The organism is Streptomyces sp. Ru71, assembly GCF_002920535.1.
GTDB lineage: Bacteria > Actinomycetota > Actinomycetes > Streptomycetales > Streptomycetaceae > Streptomyces.
Map to the genome: position 1 here is coordinate 111,681 of NZ_PQSS01000005.1, position 13,812 is coordinate 125,492.

The following is a 13,812-nucleotide window of genomic DNA, read 5'->3' on the forward strand; positions in this document are numbered from 1 at the left end:
AGCGTCGTGGACATGACCTCAACGCAACGGGGCACGGCCCAGCTGACGACCGCGATGGTGCTCTCCGGCACCCTCGGCGTCTTCGTCGTCGAGTCGGGCGCCTCGCCCTTCAACGTCGTCTTCTTCCGTGTCCTGTTCGGCGCCCTCGCCCTCGGCGGCTATGTCATCGCCCGCGGCTGGCTGCGCGACCACGGCTTCACCCCGCGCACCCTCGGCCTCGCCGTGCTCGGCGGCGTCTTCATCGTCTTCAACTGGGTGTTCCTGTTCGAGTCGTACGAGAACACCTCGATCTCGGTGGCCACGGTCGTCTACCACACCCAGCCCTTCTACGTGGTGCTGCTGGGCGCCCTCCTCTTCCGGGAGCGGCTGACCGCCGCCAAGGTCGGCTGGGTCGCCGTGGCCTTCGCCGGGCTCGTCCTCGTCTCCGGTGTCACCCCCGACGACCTCGCGAGCGGCGGCGGAACGTACATCCTCGGCGTCGGCCAGGCGCTCCTCGCCGCGCTGCTGTACGCCCTGTCCACCCTGGTGACCAAGCGGATCTCAGGGGTCCGGCCGCACCTGATCGCGCTCGTGCAGGTGCTCGTCGGCATCCCCCTGCTGCTGCCCTTCGCCGACTTCGGCGCGATGGCCGGCACCGGCTGGGACTGGGGCTGGCTGGTGGGGCTCGGGTTCGTCCACACCGGCGTGATGTACGTCCTGATGTACGCCGCCTACGCCCAGCTGCCCACCGCGAAGATCGCCGTCCTGGCATTCGTCTACCCGGTGGTGGCGATGGTGGCGGACTGGGCGGTGTACGGCCACCACATCGGCCTGGTGCAGGCTCTCGGCATCCCGCTGATCGCCGGGGCCAGCCTCAAGGTCACCCTTGCTCGGACACCAGCCGCCGCGCCCGCTCCAGGAACAGCCGGGCGTGCCGCGGCAGCCGCTTCCCGGCCCGCCACGCCAGCTGCGTCGAAAGCGTGAACGGCGGCTGCCACTCCAGCCGTACGAGTGAGCCCTCCGCGAGTTCGGCGGCGACCGTCACCTCGGGCAGCAGACAGATCCCGAGGCCGGCCGCCGCCGCGCGTTTGGTGGCCTCGATCGTGCCGAACTCCCGGAACTCCACGGCCGCCACGGCCGTCAGCTCCCGCTCGAACAGGTCCCGGTAGGCGCAGCCGGGCTCGGTGGCCAGCAGCGGCTCGCGCACCAGGTCGGCGACGGTGACCTCACCGCCGTACAGCCGATGGCCCGGCGCCGCGACGAGCGCCAGCGGTTCGACGGCCAGCACCTCGCTCTCCAGGCCCGGGTGCTCGGTCTCCTCCTCCATCAGGAAGCCCAGGTCGTAGGTGCCCTGGCGCAGCGCCTGCCGGGTCTCGTCGCCGAGGGTGGGGCGCAGGGTGAGGCGGACCTTCGGGTAGCGGTGGTGGAAGAACTCCAGCAGCGGCGGGAGCCGGTAGTTGGTCAGCGACTCCATCGTGCCGACGGCGAGTGTGCCGGAGGGCTCCTCGGTGCCGGCGACGGCCGCGCGGGCCTCCTCGGTCAGCTCGATGATCTGCCGGGCGTACGGCAGCAGCCGCTCGCCGGCCTCGGTGAGCCGGATGCGGCTGCCGAGCCGGTCGAACAGCTGGCTGCCGAGGGCGTCCTCCAGGGCGCGGATCTGGGCGGTCACGCTGGACTGGGCGTAGTTCAGCTCGGCCGCCGCGCGGGTGAAGCTCAGCACGGTGGCGACCTTCTCGAAGGTGACCAGCAGCCGCAGTTCCATCAGCTCTGCTCGTCCTCGCCGCGCTCCTTGCGGCGCAGCTCCTCCTCGCGGCGGCGCAGGTCGGCCTCCCACTCCTTGAGCAGGGCCTCGTCCTTCTTGTTCTCCTCGCGCAGCGACTTCAGGAACTCGGGGTTGTCGTCGGGGGCGACCCACTCGGTGCGGTGGCCGCGGTGCCATTCCGAGGGGGTGGAGCCGGAGGCCGGACGCGGGCCGCGCTCCTTGCCGGCCACCAGCCAGGCGACCGGCCCGACCAGCACCTCGCCGAAGAGCAGGATGATGATCACCCACACCACCTTGGGCAGCCCCCGCACCTCTTCCTCGGGAGTGTTCAGGCAGTCGATGAAGGCGTAGATCCACAGCGCCAGCACCAGCAGGAAGGGCAGATACCTGAGCATGGACGGGAGATCCCCCAGGAGACGGCGAGGGGCGTGAGACGGCCCCGGTGACGGGCTCAGACTAGCCCGTGACCGATACTGGATCGCATGGCTTACGACGATCTTCGCTCCCTGCTCAGGGCGCTGGAGCGCGAGGGCGACCTCAAGCGCATCAAGGCCGAGGTGGACCCGTATCTGGAGGTCGGGGAGATCGTCGACCGGGTGAACAAGGCCGGCGGTCCCGCCCTCCTCTTCGAGAACGTCAAGGGGTCCGCGATGCCCCTGGCGATGAACGTCTTCGGCACCGACCGCCGTCTGCTGAAGGCGCTCGGCCTGAAGTCGTACGGCGAGATCTCCGACCGCATCGGCGGGCTGCTGAAGCCGGAGCTGCCGCACGGGTTCGTCGGGGTGCGCGAGGCGTTCGGCAAGCTCGGCGCGATGACCCACGTACCGCCGAAGAAGGTCAAGGACGCCCCGGTCCAGGAGGTCGTCCTCACCGGCGACGACGTGGACCTGGAGCAGCTGCCCGCGCTGTTCACCTGGCCGAAGGACGGCGGTTCCTTCTTCAACCTGGGCCTGACCCACACCAAGGACCCGGAGTCGGGCGTCCGCAACCTCGGCCTGTACCGCCTCCAGCGCCACGACAAGCGCACCATCGGCATGCACTGGCAGATCCACAAGGACAGCCGCAACCACTACCAGGTGGCCGCGCGGCGCGGTGAACGGCTGCCGGTCGCCATCGCGTTCGGCTGCCCGCCGGCCGTGACCTACGCCTCGACCGCCCCGCTCCCCGGTGACATCGACGAGTACCTGTTCGCCGGGTTCGTCGCGGGCAAGCGGATCGAGATGGTCGACTGCAAGACGGTCCCGCTGCAGGTCCCGGCGAACGCCGAGGTCGTTCTGGAGGGCTGGCTGGAGCCGGGCGAGATGCTCCCGGAGGGCCCCTTCGGCGACCACACCGGCTTCTACACGCCGCAGGAGCCGTTCCCGGCGCTGAAGATCGACTGCGTGACCATGCGCAGGCGCCCGCTGCTCCAGTCGATCGTGGTCGGCCGTCCGCCGACCGAGGACGGCCCGCTGGGCCGGGCGACGGAGCGTTTCTTCCTGCCCCTGCTGAAGATCATCGTGCCGGACATCGTGGACTACCACCTGCCCGAGGCCGGCGGCTTCCACAACTGCGCGATCGTCTCGATCGACAAGAAGTACCCCAAGCACGCGCAGAAGGTGATGCACGCGATCTGGGGCGCGCACATGATGTCCCTGACCAAGCTGATCGTGGTCGTCGACGCCGACTGCGACGTGCACGATCTGCACGAGGTCGCCTGGCGCGCGCTCGGCAACACCGACTACGCCCGTGACCTCACGGTCGTCGAAGGCCCCGTCGATCACCTCGACCACGCCTCCTACCAGCAGTTCTGGGGCGGCAAGGCGGGCATCGACGCGACGAGGAAGTGGCCCGAGGAGGGCTACACGCGCGACGGCGGCTGGCCGGACATGGTCGAGTCCGACCCCGCGACGGCGGCCCTGGTGGACCGCCGCTGGAAGGAGTACGGCCTGTGAGCAGCGCGTCCGCCGCGATCCCCCAGCCGGGACGCACCAAGGCCTTCCTGCGCCTGGTGATGATCGAGCACTCGGTCTTCGCCCTGCCCTTCGCCTACATCGCCTCCCTCACGGCGATGTACGAGTGGGACCGGAACATCCACTGGGGCCGGCTGCTGCTGGTCACCGTCTGCATGGTGGGCCTGCGCACCTTCGCCATGGCGGTGAACCGGATCATCGACCGGGAGATCGACGCGCGCAACCCGCGCACGGCCCAGCGCGAGCTGGTCACGGGCGCGATGTCCGTCCGGCACGCGTGGACCGGCGCCCTGATCGCGGTCGTCGTCTTCCTCGGCGCGGCGGCGATGCTCAACCCGCTGTGCCTGGCCCTCGCCCCGGTCGCCGTGATCCCGATGGTGGTCTATCCGTACGGCAAGCGGTTCACCAACTTCCCGCAGGCCATCCTCGGTCTGGCCCAGGCGATGGGCCCGATCGGCGGCTGGCTGGCGATCACCGGCGAGTGGTCCTGGACGGCCGTCGTCCTCGGCCTCGCCGTCGGCGTCTGGATCGGCGGCTTCGACCTCATCTACGCCTGCCAGGACGTCGAGACGGACCGCGAGATCGGCGTGATGTCGGTGCCGGCGCGCTTCGGCGTCCCGGCGGCGATCTGGGGCGCGCGCGGCTGCCACGCCGTCACGACGGCCCTGTTCGTCTGGTACGCGGTGGTCACGGACGCGGGCTTCTTCTTCTGGCTGGGTCTGCTGATCGTCGCGGCGGCCTTCCTGTACGAGCACACGATCGTCCGGCCGCACGACCTGTCCCGGGTGAACAGGGCGTTCTTCTCGGTCAACGGTTTCATCGGCATCGCCCTGTTCGTCTGCGCGCTGCTCGACCTGCTGGTGCGGGGACTCACGGTGTAGTGGGGGCGGTACCGGGCCGGGGCATCCCGGCACGCACCGGTACGCTCAAGATGTGAACGCAGGGAAATCGCAGCGCGAGCCTTGGATCGTGGGGGTGTCCGGTGCATCCGGGACGCCCTACGCGGCCGCCGTGCTGCGGGCGCTGATCGCGGCCGGGGAGAGCGTCGACCTGGTGGTCAGCCGGGCCTCGCGGCTCACGCTGCTCGACGAGACCGGCATCTCCTTCCGGGACGCCCACTGGCGGGACGACCTCGCCCAGTGGCTGGCGCGGGGTGCCGACGGCAAGCCGGACACCTTCGCCGTGGACGTCTCCGGCGTGCGGTACTGGAGCGCCGGTGACCTGGCCGCCGGGCCGTCCTCGGGGTCGTATCCGGTCAAGGGCATGCTGATCGTGCCGGCCTCCACGGCCTGTGTCGCCGGTGTCGCGCTCGGGCTGTCGAAGGACCTGCTCCAGCGGGCGGCGAGCGTCACACTGAAAGAGCGCCGGACGCTGGTCGTGGCCGTACGGGAGACCCCCTTGAACGGCCAGACGCTACGGCACCTGGTGGCCCTGGACGACGCGGGCGCGAGCGTGGTGCCCGCCTCGCCGGCCTTCTACGCGGGGGCGACGCACATCCAGGACCTGGTGGACTTCGTCGCCGGACGCGTCCTCGACGCCGCCGGCGTCCCGCACGACCTGTACCGCCGCTGGAAGGGCGAACTGCGCGGTGGGAACGGTTGAGCGGCACGACCGGCACGATCGACTCGCACGAACTCCCAGATCTCCTCGATCTCTTCAGTGGAAGGCTTTCAATCGCATGGACGCCGTGGACAGGCAGCTCATCCAGGCCCTGAGGGAGAACGGCCGGGCCTCCTACGCGGAGCTGGGGCGCCTCGTCGGCCTGTCGGGCCCCAGCGTCACCGACCGCATCAACCGGCTGGAGGCGGCCGGTGTCATCACCGGCTACCGGGCCACCGTCGACGCGGCCTCGCTGGGCCTCGGCGTCACGGCGCTGATCGGCATCTCGCTCTCCGACGCCGCCGACCACGAGGACGTGGCGCAGCGGCTGAAGGAGCTGCCGGAGATCGAGGACTGCTGGTTCATCGCCGGTGACGACTCCTACATGCTCAAGGTGCGGGCGACCGACGTGGACGGCCTGGAGAAGATCATCCGGCGGCTGTCCGGGACCAAGGGCGTCTCCCGGACCCGTACCACCATCGTGCTCTCCACGAAGTGGGAGAACCGGGTCGGGGAGCTTCCCGAAGAGGTCTAGGGATACCGTTGGCCGTGCTGTCACAGAAAGGGTGTTGCCATGGACGTCGGGCTCAAGCGCGAGCTGGAGGAGAAGGTCCGCTCCGGTGAGCGGCTGTCCCGCGAGGACGGCATCGCGCTCTACGAGTCGGACGACCTGGCCTGGCTCGGCGGCCTGGCGCACGAGGTGCGGACCCGCAAGAACGGCGACGTCGTGCACTTCAACGTCAACCGGCACCTGAACATGACCAACGTGTGCACGGCCTCCTGTGCGTACTGCTCCTTCCAGCGCAAGCCGGGCGAGAAGGACGCGTACACGATGCGCATCGAGGAGGCCGTCAAGCTCGCCAAGGCGATGGAGTCGGAGAACCTCACCGAGCTGCACATCGTCAACGGGCTGCACCCGAACCTGCCGTGGCGCTACTACCCGCGTTCGCTGCGGGAGCTGAAGGCCGCGCTGCCGAACGTGTCGCTGAAGGCGTTCACGGCGACGGAGATCCACCACTTCGAGACGATCTCCGGGCTGTCCGCCTCGGAGATCCTCGACGAGCTGATCGACGCCGGTCTGGAGTCCCTCACCGGCGGCGGCGCGGAGATCTTCGACTGGGAGGTCCGCCAGCACATCGTGGACCACCGCACCCACTGGGAGGACTGGTCCCGCATCCACCGGCTGGCGCACGAGAAGGGTCTGAAGACCCCGTGCACCATGCTGTACGGCCACATCGAGGAGCCCCGGCACCGGGTGGACCACGTGCTGCGGCTGCGTGAGCTGCAGGACGAGACCGGCGGTTTCCAGGTCTTCATCCCGCTGCGCTACCAGCACGACTTCGTGGACATGAAGGACGGCAAGATCCGCAACCGCCTTCAGGCCCGGACCCAGATGGCGACCGGCGCGGAGGCGCTGAAGACCTTCGCCGTCTCCCGGCTGCTGTTCGACAACGTGCCGCACGTCAAGGTCTTCTGGGTGATGCACGGTGTGAACACGGCCCAGCTGGCGCTGCAGTACGGGGCGGACGACATGGACGGTTCGGTCGTCGAGTACAAGATCACGCACGATGCGGACAACTTCGGTACGCCGAACAAGCTGACGCGTGAGGATCTGCTGGAGCTGATCCGCGACGCGGGGTTCCGGCCGGTGGAGCGGAACACGCGGTACGAGATCATTCGGGAGTACGACGGGCCTGACGCTTCGCGTCGGGAGTCGCCTCAGCCGATGAGGGTTTGATCGGGTCGTTTTCGGGTGCGGGTGCGTGGGGGCTGGTCGCGCCCACGCGGCGTAGCCGCATATCGGCAGAGTCCCGCGCCCCTGGGGTGGGTACTCGGGGCGCATGTCTTCGAAGGCACCCGAAGATCAGTACGACGCCGCGCCCTTCGTTCCCGAGCGGGGTGGGCTTCCTGCCCTGCGCAAAGCCGCCGCCGAGTGTCGCGGCTGCCCCTTGCACCTCGCCGCCACTCAGACCGTCTTCGGTGCGGGGAACACCGACGCCCGCGTGATGCTCATCGGGGAGCAGCCCGGGGATCAGGAGGACCGGCAGGGGAAGCCGTTCGTCGGGCCCGCCGGGAAGCTGCTCGACAAGGCTCTCGCCGAGGCCGGGATCGATCCGGCGGAGGCCTATGTCACCAATGCCGTGAAGCACTTCAAGTTCACCCAGGCCGAGCCGCGCAAGCGGCGGATCCACAAGGCGCCGAGTCTGCGGGAGATGACGGCGTGCGGGCCGTGGCTGGCGGCGGAGCTGGCCGTGGTGGAGCCGGAGCTGATCGTGGTGCTCGGGGCGACCGCCGGCAAGGCGCTGCTCGGCTCGTCGTTCCGGGTGACCGAGGTGCGTGGGACGGTGCTGGAGCGGGAGATCCACGGGCGCAGCGAGCGACTGGTGCCGACGGTGCATCCGTCGTCGGTGCTGCGGGCGGACGACCGGGAGTCGGCATACCGGGGGCTCGTCTCGGATCTCGAAACGGCGGCACGCGTGCTGTCGTAATAGATACGATGGGGTCATGCCCCTTACCTTCACGCTGGACCCCTCCATCGACGCCGGTCTGCGCGACGGCATCCTCGACCTGTGGACCGACGTCTCCAACGCCGGCGGGGCCGTCGGCTTCGTGGCGCCGGTGGACCGGGAGACGATCCGGCCGGAGCTGGTGAAGCACTTCGCGGCGATGACGGAGGGGCGGACCCGGCTGCTCGTCGGGCGCGACGAGGACGGGCAGGTGGCGGCGACCGCCTTCTTCTCCTTCAACACGCACCGGCTGATGACGCACTGGGTGTGGCTGTACACGGTGATGGTGCACCCGCGTCACCAGGGCAAGGGATACGGCCGTGACCTGCTGGCGGCGGCCGCGGACGCGGCGCGCGGCTTCGACGGCATCGAGGCGATCCGGCTGACCTGCCGGGGCGGCCTCGGCCTGGAGCGGTTCTACGGTTCCTGCGGGTACAAGGAGGTCGGCCGGGTGCCCGGGGCGATCCGGGTGGCGCCGGGGGACGACCGGGACGACATCACCATGCTGCTGCCGCTGCTCTGACGCGCGGGCACCCACTTCCATGATCCGGACGGGGGCGTGCTTCACTGGAGGCTCTGCCCCTGTTTGGAATCGGAAGAGTGGATTGAGATGCTCCGCTACACGCTGATGCGCCTCGGTATCTTCGCGGGCTGCCTCTTGGTCGTCTGGGGCCTCGTCTACTCCGGCGTCGTACCGCGCGGCCTCGGCTCCTCCAACGGCATGTGGGTCGTGCTGCTCGCGCTGGTGATCTCCGCGCCGATCAGCTTCGTCGCGCTGCGCGGTGAGCGCGACCGGGCGTCGCAGAGGATCGCCCCGAAGGTCGACCGCATCCGCTCCAGCATGCAGGCGGGCCTCCAGGCCAACCAGAGCCAGGAGGACCTCGCCGACGACGCCGCCCGGGCCCAGGGCCAGACGTCGTAAGGCACTCCGTGCGTTGCGGGCGCCCCGGTGACCTCGGTCGCCGGGGCGCTTTGCGTTGTATGGGTGGATGCGGTGTCCGGCCTCTCAAAGCAAGGCTTTGAGATTCTCAAAGTTCAAGTGTTAACGTCTTAGGGTGAAGTCAGCAGCCGCGTCCCCTCATCTTCCGAGCCTTCTGCTCGTGGCGCGCTTGCACGTGGATCTCTGCCGGTGCGCGTCCGGGATCTGTCGCCCCTGACGTCTCGCGACCCCCCGTCCACGTCAGTCCCTACGCGTCCCCAACGGAGCATGTCCGTGTCCTCGAACACGAAGTCCTTCAAGGTGCCCTTCTGGGCCCAGATACTCGCCGGCCTCGTCCTCGGCGCCCTGCTCGGCTGGATAGCCCGCAGCCAGGACGTGTCCTGGCTGGTGACCACCCTGGACAAGATCGGCGGCACCTTCGTCGGCCTGCTGAAGCTCGCCGTCGCCCCGCTCGTCTTCTTCGCGATCCTGGTCTCGATCACCAACCTGCGGAAGGTCAACAACGCGGCACGCCTGGCGTCCCGCACCCTCCTGTGGTTCATGATCACCTCGCTGATCGCGGTGAGCATCGGCCTGGCGATCGGCCTGCTCACCAACCCCGGCGCCGGCACCGGCCTCACCCCGAAGGACGGCGCCAAGCCGGACCACACCGGCTCCTGGCTCGACTTCCTCACCGGCATCGTCCCGACCGACGTGATCACGCCGTTCACCGAGCTGAACGTGCTGCAGATCGTCTTCATGGCCGCCGTCGCCGGTATCGCCGCGCTGCAGCTCGGTGAGAAGGCCCAGCCGATCCTCACCCTGAGCGAGTCCGTGCTGGAACTGCTGCAGAAGGCCCTGTGGTGGGTCATCCGGCTCGCCCCTCTGGGCACCGTCGGCCTCATCGGCCGCGCCATCGCCACCTACGGCTGGGACCTGATCGGCAAGTACGCCACGTTCACCGCCGACATCTACGTCGGCTGCGCGATCGTCCTGTTCGTCGTCTACCCGACGCTGCTGGCGACCGTCGCCAAGGCCAACCCGCTGCAGTTCTTCAAGGGCGCCTGGCCCGCGATCCAGCTGGCGTTCGTCTCCCGCTCCTCGGTCGGCACGATGCCCGTGACGCAGAAGGTCACCGAGCGGCTCGGCGTGCCGAAGGAGTACGCCTCCTTCGCGGTGCCGTTCGGCGCGACCACCAAGATGGACGGCTGCGCCGCGATCTACCCGGCCATCGCCGCGATCTTCGTCGCGCAGATCTTCGACATCCAGCTGAACGTGGGCGACTACCTGCTGATCGCCTTCGTCTCCGTGGTCGGCTCCGCCGCCACCGCCGGCCTCACCGGCGCGACGGTCATGCTGACCCTGACCCTGTCCACGCTGGGCCTGCCCATGGAGGGCGTCGGCCTGCTCCTCGCGATCGACCCGATCCTGGACATGATGCGCACCGCCACCAACGTGGCCGGCCAGGCGCTGGTCCCGGTCATCGTCTCGGCCCGCGAGAACCTCCTCGACCGCACGGCCTACGACTCGGTCGGCGGCGCCTCCCCGGTGGACGAGCCGGAACCGGCGCAGGAGCGCGAGCCGGTGGCCGCGGCGGCCTGACGCCAGTCGTGTCCGAAGGGCGGCGGGGAGCGACTCCTCGCCGCCCTTCGGCGTATCCCGGAGGAGCTGACCCGGCCCGTACGCTAGTGCGCATGGGTTCGGGTGCGGTGAAGAGCAAGCGGATGCCGAGGGCGGTCCGTGAGCAGCAGATGCTGGACGCGGCCGTGCGCATCTTCGGCCGGCGCGGCTACATGGCCGCCGCCATGGACGACATCGCCGAACTCGCCGGTGTCTCCAAGCCGTTGGTGTACCTGTACCTGAACTCCAAGGAAGACCTCTTCACGGCCGTCATCCGCCGTGAGGCCGGCGCGCTCACCGAGGCGGTCCGCGCCGCCGTGGACCCGCGGCTGCCGGCCGACCGTCAACTGTGGGACGGGCTGCTGGCGTTCTTCACGCACACCGCGCGCCACCCGGACGCCTGGTCGGTGCTGCATCTGCAAGCCCGCACCCACGGTGAGCCGTTCGCGACCGAGGTCGCCGCGCGGCGTGCGGAACTCGTCGCCGTCGTGACCCGGCTGATCGCGCTCGCCGCCCGCGACGCCCACCGCAATCCCGACCTGCCCGAGGAGGAGGTCGCCGGGCTCGCCGAGGCCCTGGTCGGCGCCGCCGAGTCCCTCGCGGCCCGGGCCAACGCCACCGATGGCGTCTCGGCGCGGCAGTCGGCGGCGACCCTGATGAACTTCGCCTGGTCGGGCCTCGGCAACCTCATGACCGGGCGGCGCTGGTCACCCCCGCCCGCGTGAGCCGAGCGGCACGGCGAGCCCGGTCAGGTGCACCCGCTCCCCGCCGCGCAGCGCGAACCGGCCCTCGCCGTCCGCCGCGTACCGCACCGTCCCGGGCAGCAGCACCGGGGCCCGGAACCGGGCCCGTACGAAGGCCGCGTCGGTCACCCCGTGGGCGGCCAGGCAGCGCGCCACGGTCCACATGCCGTGCGCGATGGCCCGCGGGAAGCCGAACAGCCGGGCGGTGAGCGGGTGCAGATGGATGGGGTTGCGGTCACCGGAGACGGCGCCGTAGCGGCGCCCGAGGTCCGCGCCGAGCCGCCACTCGGCGACGGTGGGGAGCGGCTCCTCCTCCACGACCCTCGGCTCCTCCGCCTCCCCCGCCTCCCCGGTGGCCGGCGCCGCCGTCCGGTGCCGCGCCAGGTACGTGCTCGTCGACTCCCATACGACGACGTCCCCGTCCCGCAGTTCGGTCACCACGACCGCCTCCGTGCCGCGCCGGTGCGGTGCCAGCCGGTCGACGCGCACCCCGAGACCGTACGTCCCCGTGGCGGCGAGCGCGGTGTGCCGGGTGATCTCGATCGACGTGTGCACCAGGCCGAGCAGCGGCAGCGGGAAGCGGCGGGCGCTCATCAGCCGCATGGCGAGCGGGAAGCCGAGGACGTGCGGATAGGTGACCGGCAGCGCGTCGTCGCCGGTGGCGAACCCGCACACCCGCTCGTAGGCGGCGAGCCGGGCCAGGTCGATGCGCAGGCCCGGCAGCAGGAGCCGGGTGCCGGGCAGGTCGGCGTCCGGGCGGGGCCGCTTCAGCGGGGACAGCAGCGCGCCACGGGCCAGCAGGGGCGCCAGCGCGGGCACCCGGGTCAGGGTCTCGGTCCCGTCCATCACTCCCCCGGTGGTCGTCTCGTCCATCAGGCCCCCAGCAGGCTCTGCCCGCACACCCGCACGACCTGCCCGTTGACCGCGCCGGACGCCGGGTGGGCGAGCCAGGCGGTGGTCTCGGCGACGTCGGCGGGCAGGCCGCCCTGGGCGAGGGAGTTCATCCGGCGGCCGGCCTCCCGGATGAACAGCGGTACGGCGGCGGTCATCTTCGTCTCGATGAACCCGGGCGCGACCGCGTTCACGGTCACCCCGTGCTCGTCCGCCGCCCGGGGCGCGAGCGCGCGCACCAGCCCGGCGATCCCCGCCTTGCTCGCACCGTAGTTGGTCTGCCCGGCGTTGCCCGCGAGCCCGGCGATGGAGGCCGTCGCCACGATCCGCCCGCCGCGCCGCAGGGTGCCCTTGGCGAGCAGCGCGTCCGTGGTGCGCAGGACGCTCGCGAGGTTGACGTCGAGCACCGCGGTCCAGCGCTCGGCGGGCATGTTGGCCAGCCGCCGGTCGCGGGTGATGCCGGCGTTGTGGATCAGGATGTCGAGCCCGTCGGGCAGCGCCTCGGCGATGCGCTCGCCGGCGTCGGCGGCCGTGATGTCGAGGGCGAGGGCGCTCCCGCCGAGCCGCTCGGCGACGCGCCGGGCGTCCTGTTCGGCCTGCGGCACGTCGAGGACGACGACCCGCGCCCCGTCCCTGGCCAGCGTCTCGGCGACCGCCTCGCCGATGCCCCGGGCGGCGCCGGTGACCAGGGCGGTGCGGCCGGCGAGGGGCCGATCCCAGTCGTCCGGGGTCTCGGCCGCGCCGGCACCGACCTCGATCACCTGCCCGCTGACGTAGGCCGACTTCGGCGACAGCAGGAAGCGCAGGGTCGACTCGGCGGCGGCCGCGTCGGTGAGCCGGACCAGGTTGACGGTGATGCCCCGGCCGATCTCCTTGCCGAGACAGCGGGTGAAGCCCTCCAGCGCCTGCTGGGCGGCGGCCTGGTGGTGGTCGCGCGGGTCGAGCGGTGCGCCGACGACGACGATCCGGCCGCTCGCCGCGACGGACCGGACGACCGGGTGCAGGGCCGCGTGCACCTCGGCCAGCGCCGCCACGTCCGCCACGCCGGTGGCGTCCAGGACGACGGCGGCGGGCCGGCCGGTGCCGGCGCCGAGGCGGGTGCGGGCCAGCACGGGTGCGAGGTCCGCCCGGGAGGTGCCGGCGGTCAGCTGCAGCAGGCCGCCGGTGAGCGCGGGTGCCTGGGGCGACCAGCGGCGCAGCGGTGCGGGCTGGGGCAGGCCGAGCCGCCGGGTGAGGAAGCGGCCGGGCGCGGTGGCGGTGAAGCTCAGATAGCGGTCGGCCATGAAGACCTCTCCTCGCGGGGTACGAGTTGCTTACTCTGGAGTAAGGTTACCGGCGGTAAGCCTATGACACGCAGGAGGAGCCGGTCGAGATGAGCCCCCTGGCACACCACGCCCCGACACCGCCCACGGCCCGGCGTGTCGCGATCGTCGGCGGCAGCCGCATCCCCTTCGCCCGCTCCGACGGCCCTCGTCGGCCACCGGGCACCCCTTCGCGGCGACCGGCGCGCGGATCGTGGCCACCCTCGCCGAGCTGCTCGCCGAGCGCGGCGGGTCGGCGCGGGCTGATCTCGGTGTGCGCGGCGGGCGGCCAGGGCGTCACGGCGGTCCTGGAACGGCCGTAGCCGCGCCAAAACGCCTGTGACCTGGGCAACGTGAGCCCCTCTCACATAGTCCCCGACGCTGCACACCCCCGGCTCCGGAACACCTCGGAACCCGCACAAGGCCCCCACAGGGGCCCCGTACGATTCCCCTGCCTAACCGGCGGTAACCGTCTGCTGACGCCACCGCGGGTGAACGCCCCGCCGGGCGAGGCACGTACGTCTTGCAGCAAGCAGTGC

Annotated in this window: 16 protein-coding genes and 1 pseudogene; 13 read left to right on the forward strand and 4 right to left on the reverse strand. The window is 71.0% G+C overall.

Features of this window, described 5'->3' with window-relative positions; genetic code table 11:
* Positions 1–12: 12 nt before the first annotated feature.
* Positions 13–963: a DMT family transporter gene (locus tag C3489_RS05105; RefSeq protein WP_103780312.1), complete on the forward strand. Its 951-nt coding sequence runs from the start codon at positions 13–15 to the stop codon at positions 961–963.
* Here the strand turns inward: C3489_RS05105 and C3489_RS05110 are convergent.
* Positions 860–1,741: a LysR family transcriptional regulator gene (locus tag C3489_RS05110; RefSeq protein ID WP_103780314.1), complete on the reverse strand. Its 882-nt coding sequence runs from the start codon at positions 1,739–1,741 to the stop codon at positions 860–862. The genes C3489_RS05105 and C3489_RS05110 overlap by 104 nt on opposite strands.
* Positions 1,741–2,136 carry a PLD nuclease N-terminal domain-containing protein gene (locus C3489_RS05115; protein WP_103780316.1) on the reverse strand — a complete coding sequence of 132 codons (396 nt, stop codon included), beginning with the start codon at positions 2,134–2,136 and terminating at the stop codon, positions 1,741–1,743. The genes C3489_RS05110 and C3489_RS05115 overlap by 1 nt, the downstream gene beginning before the upstream one ends.
* Positions 2,137–2,223: 87 nt before the next feature.
* Between C3489_RS05115 and C3489_RS05120 the strand changes: the two genes are divergently transcribed.
* From C3489_RS05120 to C3489_RS05165, 11 genes are all read left to right on the forward strand, one after another.
* A complete protein-coding gene (locus C3489_RS05120; protein WP_103780318.1) occupies positions 2,224–3,675 on the forward strand; it encodes a menaquinone biosynthesis decarboxylase in 1,452 nt (483 codons plus the stop codon).
* Entirely contained in the window at positions 3,672–4,574 is a 903-nt protein-coding gene (mqnP, locus tag C3489_RS05125) for a menaquinone biosynthesis prenyltransferase MqnP (RefSeq protein WP_103780320.1), read from the forward strand. Before C3489_RS05120 ends, mqnP begins: the two co-directional genes overlap by 4 nt.
* Positions 4,575–4,626: 52 nt before the next feature.
* On the forward strand, positions 4,627–5,295 hold the full coding sequence (locus C3489_RS05130; RefSeq protein WP_103780322.1) for a UbiX family flavin prenyltransferase: 669 nt from the start codon (positions 4,627–4,629) through the stop codon (positions 5,293–5,295).
* Between the two features lie 76 nt (positions 5,296–5,371).
* A complete protein-coding gene (locus tag C3489_RS05135; RefSeq protein ID WP_103780324.1) occupies positions 5,372–5,827 on the forward strand; it encodes an Lrp/AsnC family transcriptional regulator in 456 nt (151 codons plus the stop codon).
* A 39-nt stretch (positions 5,828–5,866) separates the two neighbouring features.
* Entirely contained in the window at positions 5,867–7,030 is a 1,164-nt protein-coding gene (gene mqnE, locus C3489_RS05140; RefSeq protein WP_103780325.1) for an aminofutalosine synthase MqnE, read from the forward strand.
* Positions 7,031–7,133: 103 nt separating this feature from the next.
* Positions 7,134–7,781: a UdgX family uracil-DNA binding protein gene (locus C3489_RS05145; RefSeq protein WP_103780327.1), complete on the forward strand. Its 648-nt coding sequence runs from the start codon at positions 7,134–7,136 to the stop codon at positions 7,779–7,781.
* A gap of 16 nt (positions 7,782–7,797) precedes the next feature.
* The gene (locus tag C3489_RS05150) at positions 7,798–8,322 is read left to right on the forward strand and encodes a GNAT family N-acetyltransferase (protein WP_103780329.1); all 525 of its coding nucleotides are present in this window, start codon (positions 7,798–7,800) and stop codon (positions 8,320–8,322) included.
* An 87-nt stretch (positions 8,323–8,409) separates the two neighbouring features.
* A complete protein-coding gene (locus C3489_RS05155; protein ID WP_103780331.1) occupies positions 8,410–8,721 on the forward strand; it encodes a DUF4229 domain-containing protein in 312 nt (103 codons plus the stop codon).
* 133 nt (positions 8,722–8,854) lie between these two features.
* Positions 8,855–8,956, forward strand: a complete 102-nt coding sequence (locus tag C3489_RS39945; RefSeq protein ID WP_361637927.1) for a putative leader peptide — start codon at positions 8,855–8,857, stop codon at positions 8,954–8,956.
* A gap of 50 nt (positions 8,957–9,006) precedes the next feature.
* The gene (locus C3489_RS05160) at positions 9,007–10,320 is read left to right on the forward strand and encodes a dicarboxylate/amino acid:cation symporter (RefSeq protein WP_103780333.1); all 1,314 of its coding nucleotides are present in this window, start codon (positions 9,007–9,009) and stop codon (positions 10,318–10,320) included.
* Between the two features lie 92 nt (positions 10,321–10,412).
* Positions 10,413–11,063 (forward strand): TetR/AcrR family transcriptional regulator, encoded by a 651-nt coding sequence (locus tag C3489_RS05165; RefSeq protein WP_103780335.1) that lies wholly within the window; start codon positions 10,413–10,415, stop codon positions 11,061–11,063.
* Here the strand turns inward: C3489_RS05165 and C3489_RS05170 are convergent.
* Complete coding sequence (locus C3489_RS05170) at positions 11,046–11,954, reverse strand: MaoC/PaaZ C-terminal domain-containing protein (RefSeq protein ID WP_258054563.1); 909 nt, start codon at positions 11,952–11,954, stop codon at positions 11,046–11,048. The genes C3489_RS05165 and C3489_RS05170 overlap by 18 nt on opposite strands.
* The gene (locus tag C3489_RS05175; protein WP_103780337.1) at positions 11,954–13,255 is read right to left on the reverse strand and encodes a 3-oxoacyl-ACP reductase; all 1,302 of its coding nucleotides are present in this window, start codon (positions 13,253–13,255) and stop codon (positions 11,954–11,956) included. Before C3489_RS05175 ends, C3489_RS05170 begins: the two co-directional genes overlap by 1 nt.
* Positions 13,256–13,442: 187 nt before the next feature.
* Between C3489_RS05175 and C3489_RS05180 the strand changes: the two are divergent.
* A pseudogene (locus C3489_RS05180) lies at positions 13,443–13,596 on the forward strand (acetyl-CoA C-acyltransferase); the annotation flags it as partial.
* Between the last annotated feature and the right edge of the window lie 216 nt (positions 13,597–13,812).